The sequence below is a fragment of the Cohaesibacter marisflavi genome (genome assembly GCF_963665895.2).
Classification (GTDB): domain Bacteria; phylum Pseudomonadota; class Alphaproteobacteria; order Rhizobiales; family Cohaesibacteraceae; genus Cohaesibacter; species Cohaesibacter marisflavi.
Genome location: NZ_OY762534.1, coordinates 4,947,311 through 4,966,039 on the forward strand (window position 1 = coordinate 4,947,311; position 18,729 = coordinate 4,966,039).

Here is an 18,729-nt window from a genome sequence, read left to right on the forward strand (position 1 = left end):
ATTTTCAGGAGAGCCCAATTAAAGATAGTTATGATATTGCCGTCATCGTGGGGAGTTTGAGAAAAGACTCCATCAACCGCAAGGTCGCTAATGCGATCGTCAATCTGGCCCCGGAAAGCTTGTCTTTCCGTTTTGTGGAAGTGGGCTCATTGCCCTTCTATAATCCGGATCTGGATGGCGAAAATGCACCCGAAGAATGGAAATCCTTCCGCGCGTCTTTGGCGCCTGCCGATGGCGTTTTGTTTGTAACACCGGAGTATAACCGTTCTGTGCCTGCTGCCTTGAAGAATGCGCTTGATGTCGGGTCGCGTCCTGCTGGCGAGAGTTCCTGGTCTGGTAAACCTGCGGGTATCGTATCTGGGTCTCTGGGCGGTATTGGCGGCTTTGGCGCCAACCATCACTTGCGCCAGTCCCTGACCTTCCTTGATATGCCTGCCATGCAGCAGCCAGAAGCCTATATCGGCGCATTCGGTGGTCTGTTTGACGACAAGGATCAGATGACAAATGACGGTACGCGGGACTTCCTCAAGCAGTTTGCTGCGGCCTTTGCCGACTGGGTCAAGCTGCACGCCAAGTAAGCCCGCTTTGATCAGAGTTTGTTACTGCTAGCCCATAAAAAAAGCCTGCCCGGAATGGGCAGGCTTTTTTGTTTGGCTGTTCCAGTTCCTCAAGTGTTGAACTTGAAGAGCATGACGTCGCCGTCTTGCACAATATATTCCTTGCCTTCGTCGCGGGCTTTGCCAGCTTCTTTGGCCGCTGTTTCGCCACCAAGGGTCACATAGTCATTAAAGGCGATGGTCTGGGCGCGGATGAAGCCGCGTTCGAAATCGGTATGAATGACACCGGCGGCCTGTGGGGCCTTGCAGCCTTTGGTGATGGTCCAGGCGCGGGTTTCTTTCGGGCCAGCTGTGAAATAGGTGATGAGGTGCAGCAGGTCGTAACCGGCGCGGATCATGCGGTCGAGACCGGGCTCTTCCAGGTCCAGCGTTTCCAGGAATTCTTCCTGTTCTTCTGCATCCAGCTGAGAGATTTCAGCCTCGATCGCTGCAGAGATGACAACGGCGCCTGCGCCCTGTTTTTCTGCCATGGCTTCAACAGCCTTGGAGAATTCATTGCCCGTGCCAGCGCTTTCCTCATCCACATTGCAGATATAGAGGACGGGTTTTGTCGTCAGCAGGTTGAGATCGTTGACGGCCTTTCGTTCTTCATCGTCGGCCATGTCGAGCATACGGCCCGGTTTGCCATCATGCAGCAGCTCAAGCAGGCGATCCATCAGGGCGGCTTGCGCCTTGGCGTCTTTGTCTCCGGTCTGACCGCGCTTGCGCAGGTTGGCCACACGGCGCTCAAGGCTCTCCATGTCAGAAATCATCAACTCGGTTTCAACGGTTTCAGCGTCGGTAACCGGATCGATCTTGCCTTCCACATGGGTGATGTCTTCATCTTCAAAGCAGCGCAGCACATGCACAATGGCGTCCACTTCGCGGATGTTGGCCAGAAACTGGTTGCCCAGACCTTCGCCCTTGGATGCACCGCGCACGAGACCGGCGATGTCAACAAAGGTAAGGCGGGTCGGGATGATTTCCTTTGAACCGGCAATCTTTGCGATGGCATCCATGCGCGGATCCGGAACGGCAACATCGCCCGTATTCGGTTCAATGGTGCAGAAGGGATAGTTGGCTGCCTGTGCCGCTGCGGTTTTGGTCAGCGCGTTGAACAGGGTGGATTTGCCGACATTTGGCAATCCCACGATACCGCATTTAAAACCCATTGCTCTTAGTCCTTGTTTCTGGTGACCAGCTGTTTCAGCGCTTCGGCCATCGCATTGCGTGGGGGCTCCGCGTTTTTGTCGGAGCGGGCGCTGTTGCTGCCCTTGTTCGGTTTATCCGAGCTGCTTGATGATGCCTTGCTGCCCGGTTGGGAGGGCTTTGTGTCAGCGCTTGCGGATTGTGACTTGCTTTTCTTGTGGCCATTGACGGGAGGGGCCAGCCTCTGGTTGAAATCCGTCATGAAGCGGCCCAGATCATTCTCGATGAGGCTCTGGGCTGTGTAGGCCAGAGCGTCGAGTGTTGGCTCCAGCCACTCTCTGTCCACTTTGGCGAAATCGCCTAACACCCATTGGGTGACCCGTTCCCGGCCCGGATGGCCGATCCCCAGACGGATGCGGTGGAAATTGTTGCCGATATGCGCACCAGTCGAGCGCAGGCCGTTATGCCCGGCGACGCCGCCGCCCAGTTTGGCCTTCACCTTGCCGGGGTTGAGATCCAACTCATCATGATAGACATAGACGTCTTCAGGCGGGATCTTGTAGAAGCGACAGGCTTCCGAGATCGCACGGCCGGATTCATTCATGAAGGTGGTAGGCTTGAGGAGCAGGACTTTATTCGAGCCGATAAGGCCTTCGCTGACCTCACCCTGAAACTTGCGGCGCCATGGACCGAAATTATGCTGGCGGGCAATCTCATCGACTGCCATGAAACCGATATTGTGGCGGTTGCCTGCATATTGGGGTCCGGGATTGCCAAGTCCGACGAGCAGATACATGGATTAACCTCCCGAACCCTGAACTTGTGGGGTCTGAAACGCAGAGCCGATTACTCAGCTTCTGCTTCAGCGCCTTCTTCTTCTTCACCTTCAGCTGGTTCGTTGAAGCCAGCAGGTGCTGCGATGGTAGCGATGGTGAAGTCGCGATCGGTAATGGTCGGGTTCACACCTTCCGGCAAGGTCGTTGCGGAAATGTGGATCGAATCGCCAAGATCGGCTTCTTTCAGATCGAATACGAAGGATTCCGGAATATCGGTTGCCGGGCATTCAACTTCGACGTCACGACGAACGATGTTGAGGGCGCCACCGCGTTTCAGGCCTGGGCATTCTTCTTCGTTGATAAATTCAACTGGAACACCAACAGTGATTCTGGTGGTGCGTGAAACACGCAGGAAGTCGACATGCATCGGGAAGTCACGGATGACGTCGAGCTGGTAGTCGCGAGGGATCGCGCGGATCTTGTCACCATCCACATCGATGGTCACGATGTGCGTCAGGAAACCGCCCTTATGGATCTGAAGGTTGGTTTCCTTGTAAGGGATAGCGATGGAGATAGGATCTTTCTTGTCGCCATAGATGACGGCAGGGATCTTGCCTTCGCGACGCAATGCACGAGCGGACCCCTTACCGACCCGGTCACGGCGTTCTGCTTTGAATTCAAAGTTAGCCATTGGATATACTCCTGAAAAAATAGAAAAAAGGCCGAATGTTCGGCCCCGCTGCTGCAACTCCTCCAAGGGTGTAGAGGCAGCTGGAGGGCTTATAAGACATAAGGGTGCTATTGGCAAGCGGTGGTAACGCAGAAATCAGCGATTTTTCGCGGCGACCTTTGCCCGTCCTGTTATCGGAGCCGGACAGGCTTGTCTGGCCTATGCAATCAAACTCTCATGCAACGGTGTTGCCGGCAACTGCGATCATTAAAGCAATTCGTCAAAAGCCCCATCAAGGAACGGCTTGAATTTGAGCCATTCTTTGGAACTGTTTTTGTAGATTGACTTTCTGACCTGCAAATTCGATGCGGTTTTGACCATGCGGCTGTTTGCATGAGGAGACAGACAAGCATCCTGCCAGTCGAGGTTCAAATAGCTGATCAGCTTTCTGATTTCAGTGTCATGGTCATTGGTCAAAGCATCATAATCGACTTCTATTATCCGGTCGCCATATGTCTGGTTCCAGAAGGTCATGAGGTCTTCATATAGCTTATAGAAGCGCACGACGGCTTGAAGATCATAACTGTATCCCAAACCGTTGCCGACGAAGCATGTCTTGAAATTCGACCAGCAGATCGCTGCTGCATCGCGCTTCACATGGATGATCTTCGCTTCGGGAAGCGCCGAACAGATAAGGCCGATCTGGCGGAAATTGTAGGGCATTTTGTCGGTGACATATGCTTTGCCTTCGGATGCTCTTTTCAGTTCCGACAAGTATGTCTGTCTGAAAATCTGTAAATTTTCAGTCGTTGCAGGAACGGTTCCCAAGCTGATTTTTAAACCCAAGTTCGTTGCATAGTCGAGTTCGCCACCTCCATGGACGTCACCATGGCTCGAAATGATTTGCTCAATCAATGTTGTGCCAGATCGCGGCATGCCGAGAATGAAAATCGGTGTGACAGTCTCATCGTCTCGGGAAGGAACCAATGCTTGTGCTTTGATGCCGGGCGCTGACTGCCGGATCTTTTCGAAAAGCTCTTCATCCTTTTCGATAGTGTAGTGCACACGGTTGATCTGCAGTGCGCCACCCGCTTTATAATGCTTGAGAGACTCCTCCAACTGGCCTGTTTCTTCATGGATTTTTGCCAGAGTGTAATGTAGCAGGATCTTGTCCTTGCTTGACAGATCCTGCTTGTTCAAAAGGCCTTCGATGAAGCCGATTTGAGGATCATCTGGAGTGTGGTCTAAATAGGAACCAATATTATGGAGCGTTTGTGCGTCATCTGGCTTGATGGACAGCGCTTTTGTGTAAGCCTCCATAGCCTTGTCGGGCTCGCCGGCCGATGTAAAGATAACGCCGAGATTGGTGTAGGCGCTTACATGCTCGGGGTTGAGAGACAAGGCTTTGTTGCAAGACGCAATGGCCTCCTCGATGTGACCTTGCTCATACAGGGCCGTTCCGAGATTGCTATGGGCTTCGGAAAATGCGGGACGATGGCGTATGGCCTTTTGGAATGCCTCGGTTGCCTCGTCAATTTTTCTTTGTTCCAGATAAACTGTGCCAAGATCATTGTTGGCCTCGGGCAGGTCTGGCTTTATGGACAGGACCTTTCGGTAAGCACTCTGCGCCTCTTCCATCTTTTCAAGATCCTGCCAGCTGCGGCCCAGGTTATACAATGCCTCGGGAAATGCCGGATTGATCGACAGGGCTTTCTGGTAAGCTGCAATTGCTTTGGTCAGCTTGCCCTGTTGGCGAAGAGCATTGCCGATATTGTTGTGGGCTTGCGGCAGATCCGGCTTGATGGATAAAACCTTCTGAAACGAAGAAATGGCCTGCTCGTGCAATCCCTGCATTTGCAGGGCGTATCCTTTGTTCAGGTGAGCCTCGATATAGTCTGGCTTGAGAGAAATTGCTCGATCAAAGGCAGCTATGGCCTGATCGAGCTTTCCAAGCTGGATGGAAGCAATACCGTGAATATACCAGATGACAAACACATCGGGGCGTTGCTTGAGGATTTCCTGAGACTGGTCAATGGCATCTTGGAAGAAGCCTTTGGAAAGCAATCCACCCAGTGTCCTGATCGTTTCGTTGATGGGGGTGTTCGCGCCTCTTATTTTAATCTGCTTTTCCACGAGAGCTAACCCCTGAACTGCGCGACTGTTGCCGGGGAAGACTTCCAATACAGTCTGATATAGCCTTCTCGCTTCGGAATAATTGCCCTTTTGGGCCAAGGCTTGAGCATTCTTGAGGGTGAGATCTACTTTTAGTTTTGCCAACGTGAATAGCCTTCAACAGTGAAAAGCGGAGATGTAAGATCAGACTTTGGCAATCTCAAGATGTGAAACAACAACTGCTGCCAAAGAATGAGCTTTGTATTGGGCGATGTGAAACGGCCCTCAGAATAGAAACAACCTTGAGCTCTTGGTACGTATAATTGTCAATAAGATGTGGTCAGCACACGTCATTGAGGTGGGCATTCTATCGGGGGATGTGTCGAACAAATCAGACAGGATGGCGGTAATTTACTCCAGATTCGCAGCAACGCAAGGAATGATTGTTATCCAATTGTAACCAAGCGTTTTCCGCGAGTTGGAGAAGAGCGTCGTCCCGGCCAATCAAGTAAATGACTCTGGGGAAGGGCGCTCAAACAAAAAGCACGCAGCATCAGATGAGACTGCGGGGTTATCGATTTTCGCGCTAACAGGGAGGGGGCTGAAGCAGCTTGAGCTATCCCGTGACTATTCAAGTGCTATTCCGTTTGAGGCACTATATTGGGCTCGATATGGGAATATCCAATCAGATCAAGCATCTTTTTCAGTTCTGGCTGCGTCATGCTTAGGTCGATATTCTCCGTTGTAAATGCTGTGATTTGACCGCTGCCATCATTGGGCAGGCGCATTTCCAGAACCAATTCTTCGGCTGGGTCCAAAAATACTTTATCTGGACAAGCTCTCTCGAAAGCAAATCGCAACCATGGTAAATGTGTGCTGGAGAGCGTATAGGCGGCGACCCCCATTTGTTGGGGTGTCAGGTTGCTCATATAGTCTCGCACACGCGCTTCCGTCCTGTCAGGATCTGAAACGAAGATGCCTGTTTCCACCAGCTCATCGATCAAGGGAGATGCGTTCGCAAAGCTGGCTTTGAGAGACGAGGGCTTTAAACGCTCAACAAACTCTCTTAGCTTTGGATCAGTAACCATTGCCTCTACGCCCAGAATACAGAAATTGCCGTATTCGGCAGCTCTTCTGACGGGCGGAGTTACGCCATATAGCTCCAACTCAGGAAAGGCTTCCTGCAATCGCTCCATAACAACCATGCTTAGCACATTGGCTGCGACAATGACTTTTTGGGCCCCATGAGACTGCAAGAAAGAGACGCTCTTTCTTCCTGTCTCAAATAGCTGATCTGGTGTCTTTTTGCCGAGAGGAAAGCTTGTTCGATCTGCAAACCAGATAATATCCTGATTGGGATAATGCTTCTTGACGGTTTCAACTATCCCAAAGCTGCCAATGCCAGCGTCGAAGATGCCCACCGGGGTTCCTAATTGATCCATACTGTTATGGCTCCAGAGAAACAAAAGCCCACAGCATTTATGCGATGCTGTGGGCAAATTTATTTAAGTTCCTTCGACATTTCGCGCCGAAAGACTTCAGCGTGCTGCCTAGTCGAACAGGGATGAAACCGACTGTTCGTTGGCTGTGCGGGAAATGGCTTCGCCGAGCAGGTTGGCGACACTCAGAACGCGGATGTTATGGGCGTTCAGAACCGCTTCAGTCGGCTCGATGGAATCGGTGATGACCAATTCGCGCAGCTTGGAAGCGGTAATGCGGGCAACAGCTCCACCAGACAGAACGCCGTGGGTGATGTAAGCTGTAACCGATGCTGCACCCTTGTTGATGAGGGCTTCTGCTGCATTGCACAGGGTGCCGCCGGAATCGATGATGTCGTCTACGAGTACGCAGTTGCGGCCTGTTACATCGCCAATGATGTTCATCACTTCGGATTCACCGGCGCGTTCACGACGCTTGTCGACGATGGACAGCGGGGCGCCAATGCGTTTTGCCAGAGCGCGGGCGCGAACCACGCCGCCAACGTCCGGAGAAACCACCATGACGTCTTCGACTTCGTTGCGTTCCAGAATGTCGCGGGAGAAAACCGGAGCGGCATAAAGGTTGTCAGTCGGAATGTCGAAGAAGCCCTGAATCTGGGCTGCATGCAGATCGAGTGTCAGGACGCGATCTGCGCCCGCATTCGAGATGAGGTTGGCAACCAGTTTTGCCGAGATTGGTGTTCTCGGGCCGGGTTTCCGGTCCTGGCGTGCATAGCCGAAGTAAGGCACGACCGCGGTAATGCGGCGTGCTGATGCGCGGCGCAGAGCGTCGATCAGGATCAGCAGTTCCATCAGATGGTCGTTGGCCGGATAAGAGGTTGGCTGAACCACGAAGACATCCTGTCCGCGCACATTTTCGTGCACTTCGATGAAGATTTCCTGGTCCGCAAATCGTCTTACGGAAACATCGCTGATTTCAATGCCGAGATAATCGGCAATGCGTTTGGTGAGAGTCGGATTGGAATTGCCGGCGAGAAGTTTCATGAACCTTATGCCCTGTCGCTTCGCAAGATTGGGGGAGCCGTTGGTCGGGGGATGGCTCCTATGGGCCCCTGATTAACAATCCCCTTTTCAACGATTGAGACTTTCAAAAGTTGAAAAACTGATTGCTTGAAAACTATTGGAGTGGATGCCGCGTTCCTGGAGGATGCGCTGTATTGTAGGGGCCTTGTAAACAACGAACCCCCGTCTTGTAAAGTTTATGTGACGCAGTGAACCGCTTTTTTCTCTAAAAATAATGCTAAAAAATGAGCCTCCGGCCCGCTTTCGGGTCGAAGGCTATAGGAAGGTCTTACGCCTTTCTGTCCGAATTACCGTCAGACCTTGAATTCGGCGACGGACTGGACAAGGCTCCGGGATACCTTTTTGAGCGATTGAGCACGGTCTCTTGTCTGGCTGGCGTTGCTTTCGCCGCTTCTGGCGCGACCATTCAGAATTCCGCTGGTTTCAGACAGGCCTTTGGAGGCGGTCGACATATCGTTGGCTGCCATCGAGATCTCGCCGATGCCGGAGGACAGTCCTGTGATTCTGTTGGTCATGTCCTCTGCCATGGAGCTGATCTGAGACGTGCTCTGGGCGATGTTGGAGGTCGACTGGCTTTGCTGATGAGTCGTCTCGCGGATCGTTTCCACGCCTTCGCGAATGGCCAGAATGATTTTGGAAACCTCATCGATGCCTGTCTGGGCACTGTTGGAGCCGCTCTGGATGCGGTTCACCTTTTCCTTGATTTCTTCCACGGCCTTGGAGGTCTGTACCGCTAGCTGCTTAACCTCGTCGGCCACAACGGCAAAACCTTTGCCCGCTTCGCCCGCGCGGGAGGCTTCAATGGTGGCGTTGAGGGCCAGCAGGTTCGTCTGGTTTGCCATATTCATGATGAACTGCACGACCACGTCAATTTCTTTGGATGCAGCCACCAGTGCTTCCATGGTGTCGTTGGCATTGGACGACAGATTGGCTGCCTTGAGTGAGATTTCCGAGGCATTGTCCGCGCTGGAGGCGATCTCCTCCACAGACTGGGCGAGATGGCCCACCGTATCGGATACTTCGCGGATCTCGTTGGACATGCTGCGGGCCGAGGAGACGATTTCCTCGCCATATTTGGCCATTTGTGATGAGGTGCTCTGGGCCGAGCCGATGCGGCTTTCAACGCCGGAGACCACTTCATGCATGCTGGAGGAATGACTGGCCAGCATTTGGGAGTTGTCGGTGAATTCCTGCGAGATCTCAACCAGATTTTGCGAGGTTTCGTCCACGGCCTCCGCCTGTCTGGATATTTCGGAGACGAGGTGATGGACCTTGTCGACAAAAGGGTTGATCACCTGGGCTAGCTCGCCCATTTCATCCCCGGAGCTTTCGTCAAAGCGGCTGGTCAAATCGCAGGTGCCTTCGGTCATTTCCATCAGCTTGCGCTGTAACTCGCCAGTGCCGAGGGTTGCGCCATGTTCGGAAATGTTGAGGCCGCGCAATTCGTCTTCAGCGTCAACGCGCAGGCCGACGGTCATATCAATCAGTTTGAACATGACGATGGCAGCAGTGAAGGCCCAGACAAAGCAGAGCAGCACGCCTTGTCCCTGAACCAAAAACTGGTCAACACGGGAGCCTGCGGCCAACTTGCTGTCAATGGCAAAGGGAGCAACGAGCAGGGTGCCCAATGCACCGCCCACACCATGAACCGAGACGGCGCCGACCACATCATCGAGCTTCAATACGCCAGCGATAAAGTCTTCGGCAAGGCATACGGCTAGGCCTGCGATGATGCCTATCATCACTGCGCCATGCGGGTTGACTGCATCACAGCCTGCGGTGATGGCGACCAGCGCCCCGAGCATGCCGTTGATGGAGCGGCTGGGTTCGAACACGTCATCCTTGACCCAGCCAAGCAGAAAGCCTGCCGTGCCGCCAAAGACCGCTGATAGCAATGTGTTGGCAATGATGCGGGCAAAGTCCGGTGTGCCTGCTGTGGTGGAGCCACCGTTAAAACCGATCCAGCCGAACAGCAGAATGATGGCCCCGGCAGAGGCAAGAACGATGGAATAGCCCTGGATCTTGTTGGGCGTACCGTCTTTATTGAAGCGACCGATGCGGGGGCCGATGATGATGATGCCAGCCAAAGCCACCCAGGCTCCGACCGAATGGACGACCGAGGAGCCTGCAAAATCGATGAAACCTTTGTCCGCGAGCCAAGCGGTGTTGTCGCCGCTTAACAGGTTGCCCCATGCCCAATGGCCAAAGACCGGATAGATGATCATGGAAATGAGCACAGAGCTGGCGAGATAACCGGTAAAAGTCATACGCTCGGCCACCGCGCCGGAGACAATGGTGGCGGCAGTGCCGACGAACACGGCTTGAAAGACAAAGAAGGTGTAATTCCAGTCGGGGAAAGAATCCCACGCGAACAGATCGGTTTGCCAACCGATCCAGCCGCCAAGACTGGTGCCAAACATGAGCCCGAAACCAAGCAGGTAGAAAAGGGAAATGGAAACCAGAAGGTCGAGAATATTCTTCTGGGCGACGTTGATGGAATTTTTCGAGCGCACCATGCCGCCTTCAAGCAAAAGGAAGCCAACCTGCATGAGCAAAACCAGCGCGGCGGCCGTCATGGTCCAGATGTGATCCGAGTTGACCTGCTGGGCGTGTATACCCTGTGCAATCTGGTTTTCAAGCTCGGTAATACGTGCCTCAAGCGCTGGCGTGGCCATGGCACTTGCAGATCCGAATAGAAAAGTAACAAAAGATACTGTAATACTACTGATATAAATAAAGCACGACTTTCGCTGCTTTATTGAAGAGAAGTATTGCATTATTTTATTCCCCTATAAAATTGCTTTATTTTTGTCAGGGATGATATTTTGTTGTTTTTTAAACGTGGTTAACAAACTAAAAATCAAGTATAGAGAGACAATTTGTCGCGCTGTTGTGCCGAATAATACAATTTTTAAATTATAGTTTTTCTAGATATCGGAAAAATATATTGGATTTTTGCCAATTCCGAATTTGTGTCGCCTCCACTAAGATGATGCATAGAAAAGCGCCCGCTGAGATCTGTGGGCGCTTTTGGGCAACTTGATTATTGTAAAGCTGTGCTGTTCTAGATGCTGGCGTGCCAGGTTTTAAGCTTGGCGGCTGTATCCGTTGCCACCTTGTCCAGAACTGGGCCGGTGACGCTATCCCATGGATCGGAAGAGACCATCTGGGTCTTTTGCGTTCCGGTCACGCGATTGACGCGTTTGCCCTTCGCATCGAAAATATCCCAGACATAGGAGACCACGCACTCGGAGCCGGATTTGCTGGCAGAGAAGTAGCCCTTGATCCGATGGGTGACCTTGCTGTCGGTGCGCTTGACCACAGGCAAGGACTGTTGTGCCACGCGCATGCCAAGCGCTGTTGCCAATTCGCGGGCAACACGGCTGGGTGCGCCAACCATAGGCTCGAATGTTAAGACCGCACGAGAGGCAGGAGCCTGATATTGCGTTGCTGGCTGGTTGGTGCTGGTCGCGTTGGGAAGGCTGGTGGCCGGGGGAAGACCTGCCGTGTCTGCTGCGGCCAGATTGGTCATGCCATCCTGACCGGTTTCATCAGCAGGAGCCTCTGCCGGTGGCAGGCTTTCCAGAATGGAAGGAGGGGTGTCTCCAATTGCTCCGGGAGGTGTGGGGGCTCCTCCGCTGGCGCATGCAGTTACGAGCATCGCCAGAGAAACCAAAGCTGAGACTCTGCTCAGTAAACCCAGGTGTTGATTATGCATGGTATCATCACTCCGCATTTCTGTGCGCTCAATGTCATTTTTGCCCAATGGCCTCATTGGCAAAAAGAAGGAACGGGGTCGGTTCACTTGAGCCAAGCGGACCCTGTTCCTGTTGCGTTGTGACCCTATCAAACAGGATTTGTTTTAACTCTTCTTTAAGAACAATAAATTGTTACCGAACAATCAATTCCAGTGGCAGTTTCGAGAGTGATTCTGGCTCGGATTCCGTCGTCAGATATGTCTGCCCCAAGGTCATGGCTACCTGTTCGTCGCTATCCATGATGATCATATGCGCAAACAGGGTCATGTTCGGGCAGATGGCATATTCGTTGCCGCGATAGATCAAGGGCCAGTCCATCCAATTGGGGGCAAAGCGGGCACCAACGCTATAACCGCAGGCATTGAGGCGATGGGCATGGGCGCCCATTTCATCGATAACCTTGGCATGGGTATCAAAGATGTCGCCAATGACGTGCCCCGGACGCATGACCTGTTCCACCGCCAGCAGCGCTTCTTTGGCAATTTCATACAATTCCAGATGCCTTGGGGATGGTCGTCCGATGACGAGGGTCCGCATTGCAGGTGCGTGATAATGGCGGAAGGCGCCGGACCATTCGATGGTCAGCTGATCTTGCGCATCAAGGGTGCGGCGGCCGGTCTTATAGCGGCAGAGCAGGGCCGATTCCGACGAGCCAATGGAGAAATGGTTGGCCGGATAGTCGCCGCCATGTTCCAGAACGACGCCTTGCATGGTTGCCAAAATCTTGCCCTCATCGGCGCCAGCCTTGATGAGTGGCAAAGCCTCGGTGAAGGCAAGGTCGGTCAATTCTGCAGCTTTGCGGGTATAGGCAATCTCTGCGCCGGACTTGATGGCCCTGAGCGGTGGGATGATTCTGGAAGCGTCCTCGGTGTCGGCAAAGGATTTGAGGGAATCGTCCAGCGTTTTGGCATCTTTGCCCGTTAGCCCGTGGGCGTCATATTCGATGCCGATGCGGCTGCCAAGCAGGTCCAGCTTTTCCAACAGGCCACGCAGTTGCACCGCCGGTGAGGCTTTCTTCTTCTTGCGGTCGGCCCAGATATGGATGGTGCCGATATTGGATGTCTGTTCAGCCTGGCGTACGTCGGCTGAACGGGTCAGCAGATCGGTGCTGCCATCCTTGCGCAAGACCAGACACTGGAACAGATTGAAGCCCGTTGTGTCATAGCCGGTGAGCCAATACATGGTTTCTTGAGCGAAGATCAGCATGGCATCGAGTTTGCGATCTGCCATTTTCGCCAGAAGAGAGGCCTTGCGGCTTTCGAATTCATCCGATGAAAAGTGTAGCGCCATGAGAAGCTCCTTGGTTGGCGGGCTCAAACCTGCCGGAATATAAATGGTCAGATGATTGCTATTGCTGAAATCAATCGGCCATAGTCGGGTTCATTGCGGTGTGTCGTCCGGCGATAGCTGAAGAACAACTCTTCTTCGCCATAGGTGCAACGATCGAGATTGATCGCGGTGCCAACACCGCTTTCCTTCAATCTTGATAATATGAAGGCTGGCAGATCAAACTGCACATGTCCATCCCTTTTGCCCGCGCTGAAAAAGCGGTTCCAGCTTGCGGATCTTTCAAGGAAGCGGTCCATGAAGGCCTGATCGACCTCGTAATTGTCACGTGAAATGGTGGGGCCGAGAATGGCCGTGATGGCTTCAGGCTTTGCTCCCAGCTCGCACATCTTGTCGACCGTATCGGCGATGACGCCTTCAAAGGCGCCGCGCCAGCCAGCGTGGGCCGCAGCTACGACGCCTGCCTGCTGGTCTGCGAATAGCAGTGGGCCGCAATCAGCGGTCAGGATCGCCACGGCAAGGCCGGGTGTGTTGGTGACGAGCGCATCCAGTTTTGGCGTTTCGCCTTCTCTGAAGGGAGCGTCGACGATCATCGCATCGGGGGAGTGGACCTGATAGGCGGTGACAAGCCTGTCGCTGGCAACGCCGAGGCTTTTGGCCACCAAAGCGCGATTTTGCCTTACCTGCTCTGTGTCATCGCCCGAACCGAAACCGCAATTGAGGCTATGATACGTCTCTTTCGAGCTGCCGCCTCTGCGCGTGAAAAATCCGTGCGCTATGCCATCAAGGGCCTCAAGTGACGGATGTTGAATGCGCATGCTGTCTCCCGGTTGTTGGTTCTGATTTGAGCGTTGTGGGCAGGGCTCCCCAAAGACTCTTTTCCTTTGAGAGGGAAGTCAACAGGAAAAAGAGACTAGTGAGACGCCCTGTCACATGAAAATACCCGTATTTCTCTATCTCCGCTTCCGCCCCGCTCACTATGTGAGCGTAGCTGGTGGCAGAGATGTCCCCTCAGGCATCAGGGCAAGACATTTGAACAGACTTCCCATTTGCTCTGGGCTTGCAAGCCGCTCAACCGCTTGTGATAGTCTCTCTTGCACTTGCTGGCTCTGCCCGGCTCCAATTTGCCCGGCGCGCTGCAAAAGCCCCATGGCAAGCAGGAAATCTCCTTGTGTCATCACCGGTGGGGCAATCATTCGGCTGACTGGAGCTTTAGCGAATTCTTCCTTTGCGCGATTGCGTAGAGCAGTAAAATTCACATGCGCCGTGAGGTCGTGCGCGCCGGGATTGGCGAGCGGATCAGCATAGGCGTGGTGGCGCATGGCCTGAAAGGTATCCCCATATGCGGGGGTATCATAGCCATAGTCGATGAAGAGTCCTGCGCCGCCATGGGAAGCAAGATGAGTGCTAATGCTGCCCATCATCGCGTCGCTGGCAGGCGCGCGCTCGAGAATGGCGCCGTCTTCAGCTGTCTCTTGCGGGGTGCCCAAGCCGCGGACAGGGCCAAGGCCGAAGCATAAGTGATCCTCAGCGTCGAGCCCGATCACCCGTTCATGCCAATGGCCTTTGTGAAAGACCCATTGATGGATAGGTAGGCAATCGAAAAATTCATTGCCGACTATAAACAGAGGGGCTTCTGGCAGACTGGCAAAATCTGTGTGCCACTCTTTGGAGGCGTCAAAGTTTGCCAAGGCTTTATTCTGCTCACGCTTCAATGTCGGGCTGATCTCAACAAGATGCACATGCAGATGCATGGCGGCGTCTGCGTCGGTGGCTATGGCGCGGATCATGTCGCTCATCAGCGTGCCGCGACCAGGGCCGAGCTCGACCAGATGAAACGGCTTCGGGCGGCCTGACTGTTGCCAGATGGCAAGCATCCAGATGCCCAGCAGCTCGCCGAAAAGCTGGCTGATTTCCGGTGCGGTTATGAAATCTCCTCCGGAACCGATCGGCTGCTGGCTTGTATAATAGCCATCTTGCGGATCTGAGAGGCAGAGACTCATATAATCGGCAACGCTGATCGGGCCGGTTGCCCGGATCATGCGCTTGAGGCGCTCATTTAGAGAGGTTCGTGCGTCTTTACCCATCGGATCGCTTCAGCTGGGCATGGATGATCATGGCCAGACCGGCGAAGATCATCGGGGCCGAGAGCCACATGCCCATTGTGGTACCAAGGCTGAAATAGCCAAGCTGGCTATCAGGCACCCGCACCAGTTCCACCAGTGAACGGAAAATCGCATAGAGAATGGCAAACAGGCCGGCAACGGTTCCCGGCTTTTTCAATGCGCCTGTCCAGTGGCTGAGGACGCGCAGGATGATGAACAGCAAGAGCCCTTCCAGTGCCGCTTCATAAAGCTGACTGGGGTGGCGCGGCTCCGGTCCGCCATTGGGGAAGACAACGCCCCACGGAAGGCTGGTGGGGAGGCCCCAAAGCTCTGAATTGATGAAATTGGCAATGCGTCCGAAAAACAGCCCGATGGGAGCGGCCATGGCGACAAGGTCGAACATGGACAGAAGCGAAATGCTCTTGGCACGGGCAAACAGGATCATGGCCAGTGTGACGCCAAGGAAGCCGCCATGGAAGGACATGCCGCCGGTCCATAGGGCCAGTATCTGCATGGGATGCTGTAGATAGGCATCGAGATTATAAAAGAGGACATAGCCCAGCCGACCGCCAAGAATAATGCCGATGGTGGCCCAGAAGACAAAATCATCCAGAGCTGCAGCCGAAAGAGGGCTTTCGTTGCCCGGCCAGAGCTGTTGTCTGGCAGCAAGGCGCTTGGTGTAGAACCACGCAAGCAGAATGCCCACGATATAGGCGATGGCGTACCAATGGATCTGGATCGGCCCAAGGGACAGGAGCACAGGGTCGATCATCGGGAAGGGAATGGCCAGAAGGGTCACGGCTCTGCCTTTTGAAAATGCTTCGGTGTGTCTGGATTTGTTGGTTTATCGACGTCAAGTCAAGGGAAACTGTAAATATTCATTGTGAAATACGCATAGGGCATTATATCTGGAGATAAAGACAGATCTAAGGCAGGATGGACGCAAGCCAGCCAAATCATGGGCTTGCCGCGCCAAGCGAGGGGAAAGTGTTATGACACAAACAAACAATCGGCTTTTTGATGAATTCGCCAAATTGATGAATGATGCCGCCGGTGTTGCCCAAGGGGTGCGCGATGAGGCAGAGGTCGCGATTCGTGCGCAACTGGAACGCCTGATGGGCGACATGGATCTGGTGATGCGCGATGAATTCGAAGCAGTCAAGGCCATGGCCGTTGCCGCGCGCGACGAAAATGACAAGCTCTCGGCGCGTCTTGCCATTCTTGAGGAAAAGCTCGGTGTGTTGGATGATCTTTCTTCCATCGATGGCGCTGATCTTGATGGCTCCGATAAGGCTCCTGAAAAGGAATAAGGTGCCTTATCGCGCATTGGTTTCGTCACGGATGCGTGGCGCGGGAAAGCCCGTCTGGTTTCAGGCGGGCTTTTTGATTGTCTGGTTGGTTTCTGGCGTCGGCCATTTTTCATCTGATGGCTGACTTTTATCACCTTTGGCACGATGAGAATTTGAAAAAGCCCGCAGTCTGTGGCACTCAAAAGGGATGACAAGATCTGCAAGGGCTGGATCTGAACATTAATTTGATGGAATTGACACAATGAAAATGAATGAGTTGTCGCTGGTTTTGGTTGGTGCTGGCAAGATGGGCGGTGCCATGCTCACGGGCTGGCTTGATATGGATCTGGAAGCCAAGAATGTTACGGTGATTGATCCCGGACAGCCAGAAGATATGAAAGCGCTTGCAGACAAATGCGGCTTTTCCCTAGTCTCCTCACCTGAAGCTGTTACGCAGCCGGATATTCTCGTCATTGCAGTCAAACCGCAGATGATGGCCAAGGTGCTGCCGGGCCTCACAGGTCTGGTTGGACCGAAGACCGTTGTTGTTTCTGTCGCTGCTGGCACGCCAATTGCGACCTTCCAGTCCTATTTTGGGGCGGACACGGGTGTCGCTCGCGTCATGCCGAATACGCCAGCTCAGGTCGGGCGCGGCATGTTTGCAGCCTTTGCCTCTGAAGGGGTGTCTGCGGAGATGTGTGAGGCGATTGCTGAACTGCTCTCTTCCACTGGTGAATTCACCTGGGTTGGCGAAGAAGCCCTGATCGACGCTGTAACGGCTGTTTCCGGCTCCGGGCCGGCCTATGTCTTCTATATGGTCGAGGCTCTGGCCAAGGCTGGTGAAGCGCTCGGGCTGGCGCCGGACGCGGCCAATCTGATGGCGCGGCAAACCATCGTCGGTGCCGGAGAGTTGCTCCATCAGTCACCGCTCAGTGCCTCTACCCTGCGCGAGAATGTCACCTCTCCGGGCGGGACCACTGCCGCAGCGCTTGCCGTGCTGATGGCTGAAGAGGGCGGGCTTGGCGAATTGCTGGCCAAGGCTACGGTTGCTGCCAGAGATCGCTCTATCGAGCTGTCGAAATAGGCTTTTGAGCCATTCTATATAGCCGTTCCGAACAGGTTTACCCTTTCGGAGCGGCTTTTGTCTGCCCGGTTTCACGCGATTGTGCTTGAAATGCCCCTGTTTGGGCCACATTTGTAGAGTAGACTGGTCAGAACGGCATGCATGATCAATGGGGCGTCCTGTTTTTCGTGTGATTTGATCCTGATTGTGCAAAGCATCGTATCAAACTGCATATGACGGGTTTAAGCGAGGGAGAGAAAGATGGATCACAATCCGGAAATCAGACAGCGCCTGTTTGAGGAGTTTTCTCAGGTCGTCATGACCAGAGGGTGGCGCTCCGTATCTTGCGCAGAGATTGCGACCAAGGCTGATATCGATATCAAGCTGGCCTTTCTCGAATATCGCGATCGCTATGCTTATGTTTCCGACCTTGTGCGCCGCATCGATCAAGCGATGCTGGAGTCCTATGACCCGGATATGGGAGACGAACCGGCACGGGAGCGTCTTTTTGATGTGATCATGGCGCGGTTCGACGCCATGCAGGGACATCGGGATCTCATTTTGGAGCTGAACAAGGCGGCGCGTCGGGATCCGATGCTTGGCCTCCATCTGCTAGCCCTGTCGCGCCTGACAGGAGAGTGGTTCCTTGATATTTCTCACATCTCTCCGGCTGGTCTTTCTGGCATGGCGCGCAGCAAGGGGGCTCTTTTGGCCTATGCGCGAGCCTTTTCGGTATGGATTGGTGATGACAGTGCCGACCTTGCCAAAACCATGGCAACCCTCGACAAGTTCCTCAAGAAGGGCGAGAAAGCCCTGCACCGCGCCGAGAAAATCGCTTGCGCTCTGCCTCGCATGGGTAAATCTTGTCGCAAATCCCGTCGCCGTTCCCGTTCCGGATCTGGCGATGATGCGGTGAAAGATGAGCCTATCGTCAGTGAGGGGCCTTCTGTGGACGGTGGCACCATGGCGCCCATGCCGTCTTGATATCCATTCGCAAGTCCGTGATTATTCCCTTTTTGCGAAAAGGGAATAATGATGACGGAAAAAGCAGCAGATATTGCGTTTGACGATTTTCTGAAAGTGGATATTCGCGTCGGTACGATCATCGAAGCCGAGGTTTTTGCCGAGGCGCGCAAGCCTGCCTATAAGATGAAAATCGATTTTGGCGCTGAAATCGGGGTCAAGAAAAGCTCCGCGCAGATCACAGTCCACTATACGCCCGAAGAGTTGGTTGGCCGCAAGGTGATGGGCGTTGTCAATTTCCCACCAAGACAGATTGGGCCCTTCATGTCCGAGGTTTTGACCTTGGGATATGAGGATGAAGAAGGCGCGATTGTGCTTGCCGGTGTCGACAAGCCGGTGCCAAATGGCTCCCGCCTCTGTTAGCGGTTTCACGCCATTG

General features: G+C 53.7%; 17 protein-coding genes and 1 pseudogene. 5 read left to right on the forward strand and 13 right to left on the reverse strand.

Annotated elements, in window-relative coordinates:
• Nucleotides 1-47: 47 nt before the first annotated feature.
• Complete coding sequence (locus ACKPCT_RS22945) at nt 48-578, forward strand: NADPH-dependent FMN reductase (protein WP_319568074.1); 531 nt, start codon at nt 48-50, stop codon at nt 576-578.
• Between the two features lie 89 nt (nt 579-667).
• On the opposite strand, the gene ychF is transcribed toward ACKPCT_RS22945, so the two are convergent.
• The 13 genes and pseudogenes from ychF to lgt all read right to left on the reverse strand — a co-directional run bounded on the left by ychF (nt 668) and on the right by lgt (nt 15,747).
• Nucleotides 668-1,768, reverse strand: a complete 1,101-nt coding sequence (gene ychF / locus ACKPCT_RS22950; protein ID WP_090073085.1) for a redox-regulated ATPase YchF — start codon at nt 1,766-1,768, stop codon at nt 668-670.
• A 5-nt stretch (nt 1,769-1,773) separates the two neighbouring features.
• The gene (gene pth, locus ACKPCT_RS22955) at nt 1,774-2,541 is read right to left on the reverse strand and encodes an aminoacyl-tRNA hydrolase (RefSeq protein ID WP_090073083.1); all 768 of its coding nucleotides are present in this window, start codon (nt 2,539-2,541) and stop codon (nt 1,774-1,776) included.
• Nucleotides 2,542-2,591: 50 nt separating this feature from the next.
• The gene (locus ACKPCT_RS22960) at nt 2,592-3,212 is read right to left on the reverse strand and encodes a 50S ribosomal protein L25/general stress protein Ctc (protein WP_090073081.1); all 621 of its coding nucleotides are present in this window, start codon (nt 3,210-3,212) and stop codon (nt 2,592-2,594) included.
• 246 nt (nt 3,213-3,458) lie between these two features.
• Nucleotides 3,459-5,324, reverse strand: coding sequence for a tetratricopeptide repeat-containing sulfotransferase family protein (locus ACKPCT_RS22965; RefSeq protein WP_319568075.1), 1,866 nt, complete (start codon nt 5,322-5,324; stop codon nt 3,459-3,461).
• A gap of 54 nt (nt 5,325-5,378) precedes the next feature.
• Nucleotides 5,379-5,468, reverse strand: a pseudogene (locus ACKPCT_RS22970) (hypothetical protein); the annotation flags it as partial.
• A 473-nt stretch (nt 5,469-5,941) separates the two neighbouring features.
• Nucleotides 5,942-6,745: a glutamate racemase gene (locus ACKPCT_RS22975; RefSeq protein ID WP_319568076.1), complete on the reverse strand. Its 804-nt coding sequence runs from the start codon at nt 6,743-6,745 to the stop codon at nt 5,942-5,944.
• 108 nt (nt 6,746-6,853) lie between these two features.
• Entirely contained in the window at nt 6,854-7,786 is a 933-nt protein-coding gene (locus ACKPCT_RS22980; protein ID WP_090073075.1) for a ribose-phosphate pyrophosphokinase, read from the reverse strand.
• Nucleotides 7,787-8,118: 332 nt separating this feature from the next.
• Nucleotides 8,119-10,500, reverse strand: a complete 2,382-nt coding sequence (gene amt, locus ACKPCT_RS22985; RefSeq protein ID WP_319568077.1) for an ammonium transporter — start codon at nt 10,498-10,500, stop codon at nt 8,119-8,121.
• A gap of 389 nt (nt 10,501-10,889) precedes the next feature.
• On the reverse strand, nt 10,890-11,486 hold the full coding sequence (locus ACKPCT_RS22990) for a hypothetical protein (RefSeq protein WP_319568078.1): 597 nt from the start codon (nt 11,484-11,486) through the stop codon (nt 10,890-10,892).
• A gap of 229 nt (nt 11,487-11,715) precedes the next feature.
• Nucleotides 11,716-12,873: a M24 family metallopeptidase gene (locus ACKPCT_RS22995; protein WP_090073071.1), complete on the reverse strand. Its 1,158-nt coding sequence runs from the start codon at nt 12,871-12,873 to the stop codon at nt 11,716-11,718.
• Between the two features lie 47 nt (nt 12,874-12,920).
• Complete coding sequence (gene pgeF / locus ACKPCT_RS23000; RefSeq protein WP_319568079.1) at nt 12,921-13,688, reverse strand: peptidoglycan editing factor PgeF; 768 nt, start codon at nt 13,686-13,688, stop codon at nt 12,921-12,923.
• Between the two features lie 159 nt (nt 13,689-13,847).
• Nucleotides 13,848-14,957, reverse strand: a complete 1,110-nt coding sequence (locus ACKPCT_RS23005) for a class I SAM-dependent methyltransferase (protein ID WP_319568080.1) — start codon at nt 14,955-14,957, stop codon at nt 13,848-13,850.
• On the reverse strand, nt 14,950-15,747 hold the full coding sequence (gene lgt, locus ACKPCT_RS23010; RefSeq protein ID WP_319569455.1) for a prolipoprotein diacylglyceryl transferase: 798 nt from the start codon (nt 15,745-15,747) through the stop codon (nt 14,950-14,952). The genes ACKPCT_RS23005 and lgt overlap by 8 nt, the downstream gene beginning before the upstream one ends.
• Before the next feature lie 220 nt (nt 15,748-15,967).
• Between lgt and ACKPCT_RS23015 the strand changes: the two genes are divergently transcribed.
• The 4 genes from ACKPCT_RS23015 to ACKPCT_RS23030 all read left to right on the forward strand — a co-directional run bounded on the left by ACKPCT_RS23015 (nt 15,968) and on the right by ACKPCT_RS23030 (nt 18,713).
• Nucleotides 15,968-16,285, forward strand: coding sequence for an accessory factor UbiK family protein (locus ACKPCT_RS23015; protein ID WP_319568081.1), 318 nt, complete (start codon nt 15,968-15,970; stop codon nt 16,283-16,285).
• A 241-nt stretch (nt 16,286-16,526) separates the two neighbouring features.
• Complete coding sequence (gene proC / locus ACKPCT_RS23020) at nt 16,527-17,348, forward strand: pyrroline-5-carboxylate reductase (protein ID WP_407062724.1); 822 nt, start codon at nt 16,527-16,529, stop codon at nt 17,346-17,348.
• 240 nt (nt 17,349-17,588) lie between these two features.
• Nucleotides 17,589-18,311: a hypothetical protein gene (locus ACKPCT_RS23025; RefSeq protein ID WP_319568082.1), complete on the forward strand. Its 723-nt coding sequence runs from the start codon at nt 17,589-17,591 to the stop codon at nt 18,309-18,311.
• Nucleotides 18,312-18,359: 48 nt separating this feature from the next.
• Nucleotides 18,360-18,713 carry a tRNA-binding protein gene (locus ACKPCT_RS23030; protein ID WP_319568083.1) on the forward strand — a complete coding sequence of 118 codons (354 nt, stop codon included), beginning with the start codon at nt 18,360-18,362 and terminating at the stop codon, nt 18,711-18,713.
• Nucleotides 18,714-18,729 lie beyond the last annotated feature (16 nt).

Coding starts and splice junctions, on each gene's coding strand:
- ychF (WP_090073085.1), bottom strand. CDS start 1,768: ATGGGTTTTAAATGCGGTATCGTGGGATTGCCAAATGTCGGCAAATCC.
- ACKPCT_RS22980 (WP_090073075.1), bottom strand. CDS start 7,786: ATGAAACTTCTCGCCGGCAATTCCAATCCGACTCTCACCAAACGCATT.
- ACKPCT_RS23005 (WP_319568080.1), bottom strand. CDS start 14,957: ATGGGTAAAGACGCACGAACCTCTCTAAATGAGCGCCTCAAGCGCATG.
- ACKPCT_RS22995 (WP_090073071.1), bottom strand. CDS start 12,873: ATGGCGCTACACTTTTCATCGGATGAATTCGAAAGCCGCAAGGCCTCT.
- lgt (WP_319569455.1), bottom strand. CDS start 15,747: ATGATCGACCCTGTGCTCCTGTCCCTTGGGCCGATCCAGATCCATTGG.
- ACKPCT_RS22990 (WP_319568078.1), bottom strand. CDS start 11,486: ATGCTCGTAACTGCATGCGCCAGCGGAGGAGCCCCCACACCTCCCGGA.
- ACKPCT_RS23030 (WP_319568083.1), top strand. CDS start 18,360: ATGATGACGGAAAAAGCAGCAGATATTGCGTTTGACGATTTTCTGAAA.
- amt (WP_319568077.1), bottom strand. CDS start 10,500: ATGGCCACGCCAGCGCTTGAGGCACGTATTACCGAGCTTGAAAACCAG.
- ACKPCT_RS22975 (WP_319568076.1), bottom strand. CDS start 6,745: ATGGATCAATTAGGAACCCCGGTGGGCATCTTCGACGCTGGCATTGGC.
- proC (WP_407062724.1), top strand. CDS start 16,527: ATGAAAATGAATGAGTTGTCGCTGGTTTTGGTTGGTGCTGGCAAGATG.
- pth (WP_090073083.1), bottom strand. CDS start 2,541: ATGTATCTGCTCGTCGGACTTGGCAATCCCGGACCCCAATATGCAGGC.
- ACKPCT_RS23015 (WP_319568081.1), top strand. CDS start 15,968: ATGACACAAACAAACAATCGGCTTTTTGATGAATTCGCCAAATTGATG.
- pgeF (WP_319568079.1), bottom strand. CDS start 13,688: ATGCGCATTCAACATCCGTCACTTGAGGCCCTTGATGGCATAGCGCAC.
- ACKPCT_RS23025 (WP_319568082.1), top strand. CDS start 17,589: ATGGATCACAATCCGGAAATCAGACAGCGCCTGTTTGAGGAGTTTTCT.
- ACKPCT_RS22960 (WP_090073081.1), bottom strand. CDS start 3,212: ATGGCTAACTTTGAATTCAAAGCAGAACGCCGTGACCGGGTCGGTAAG.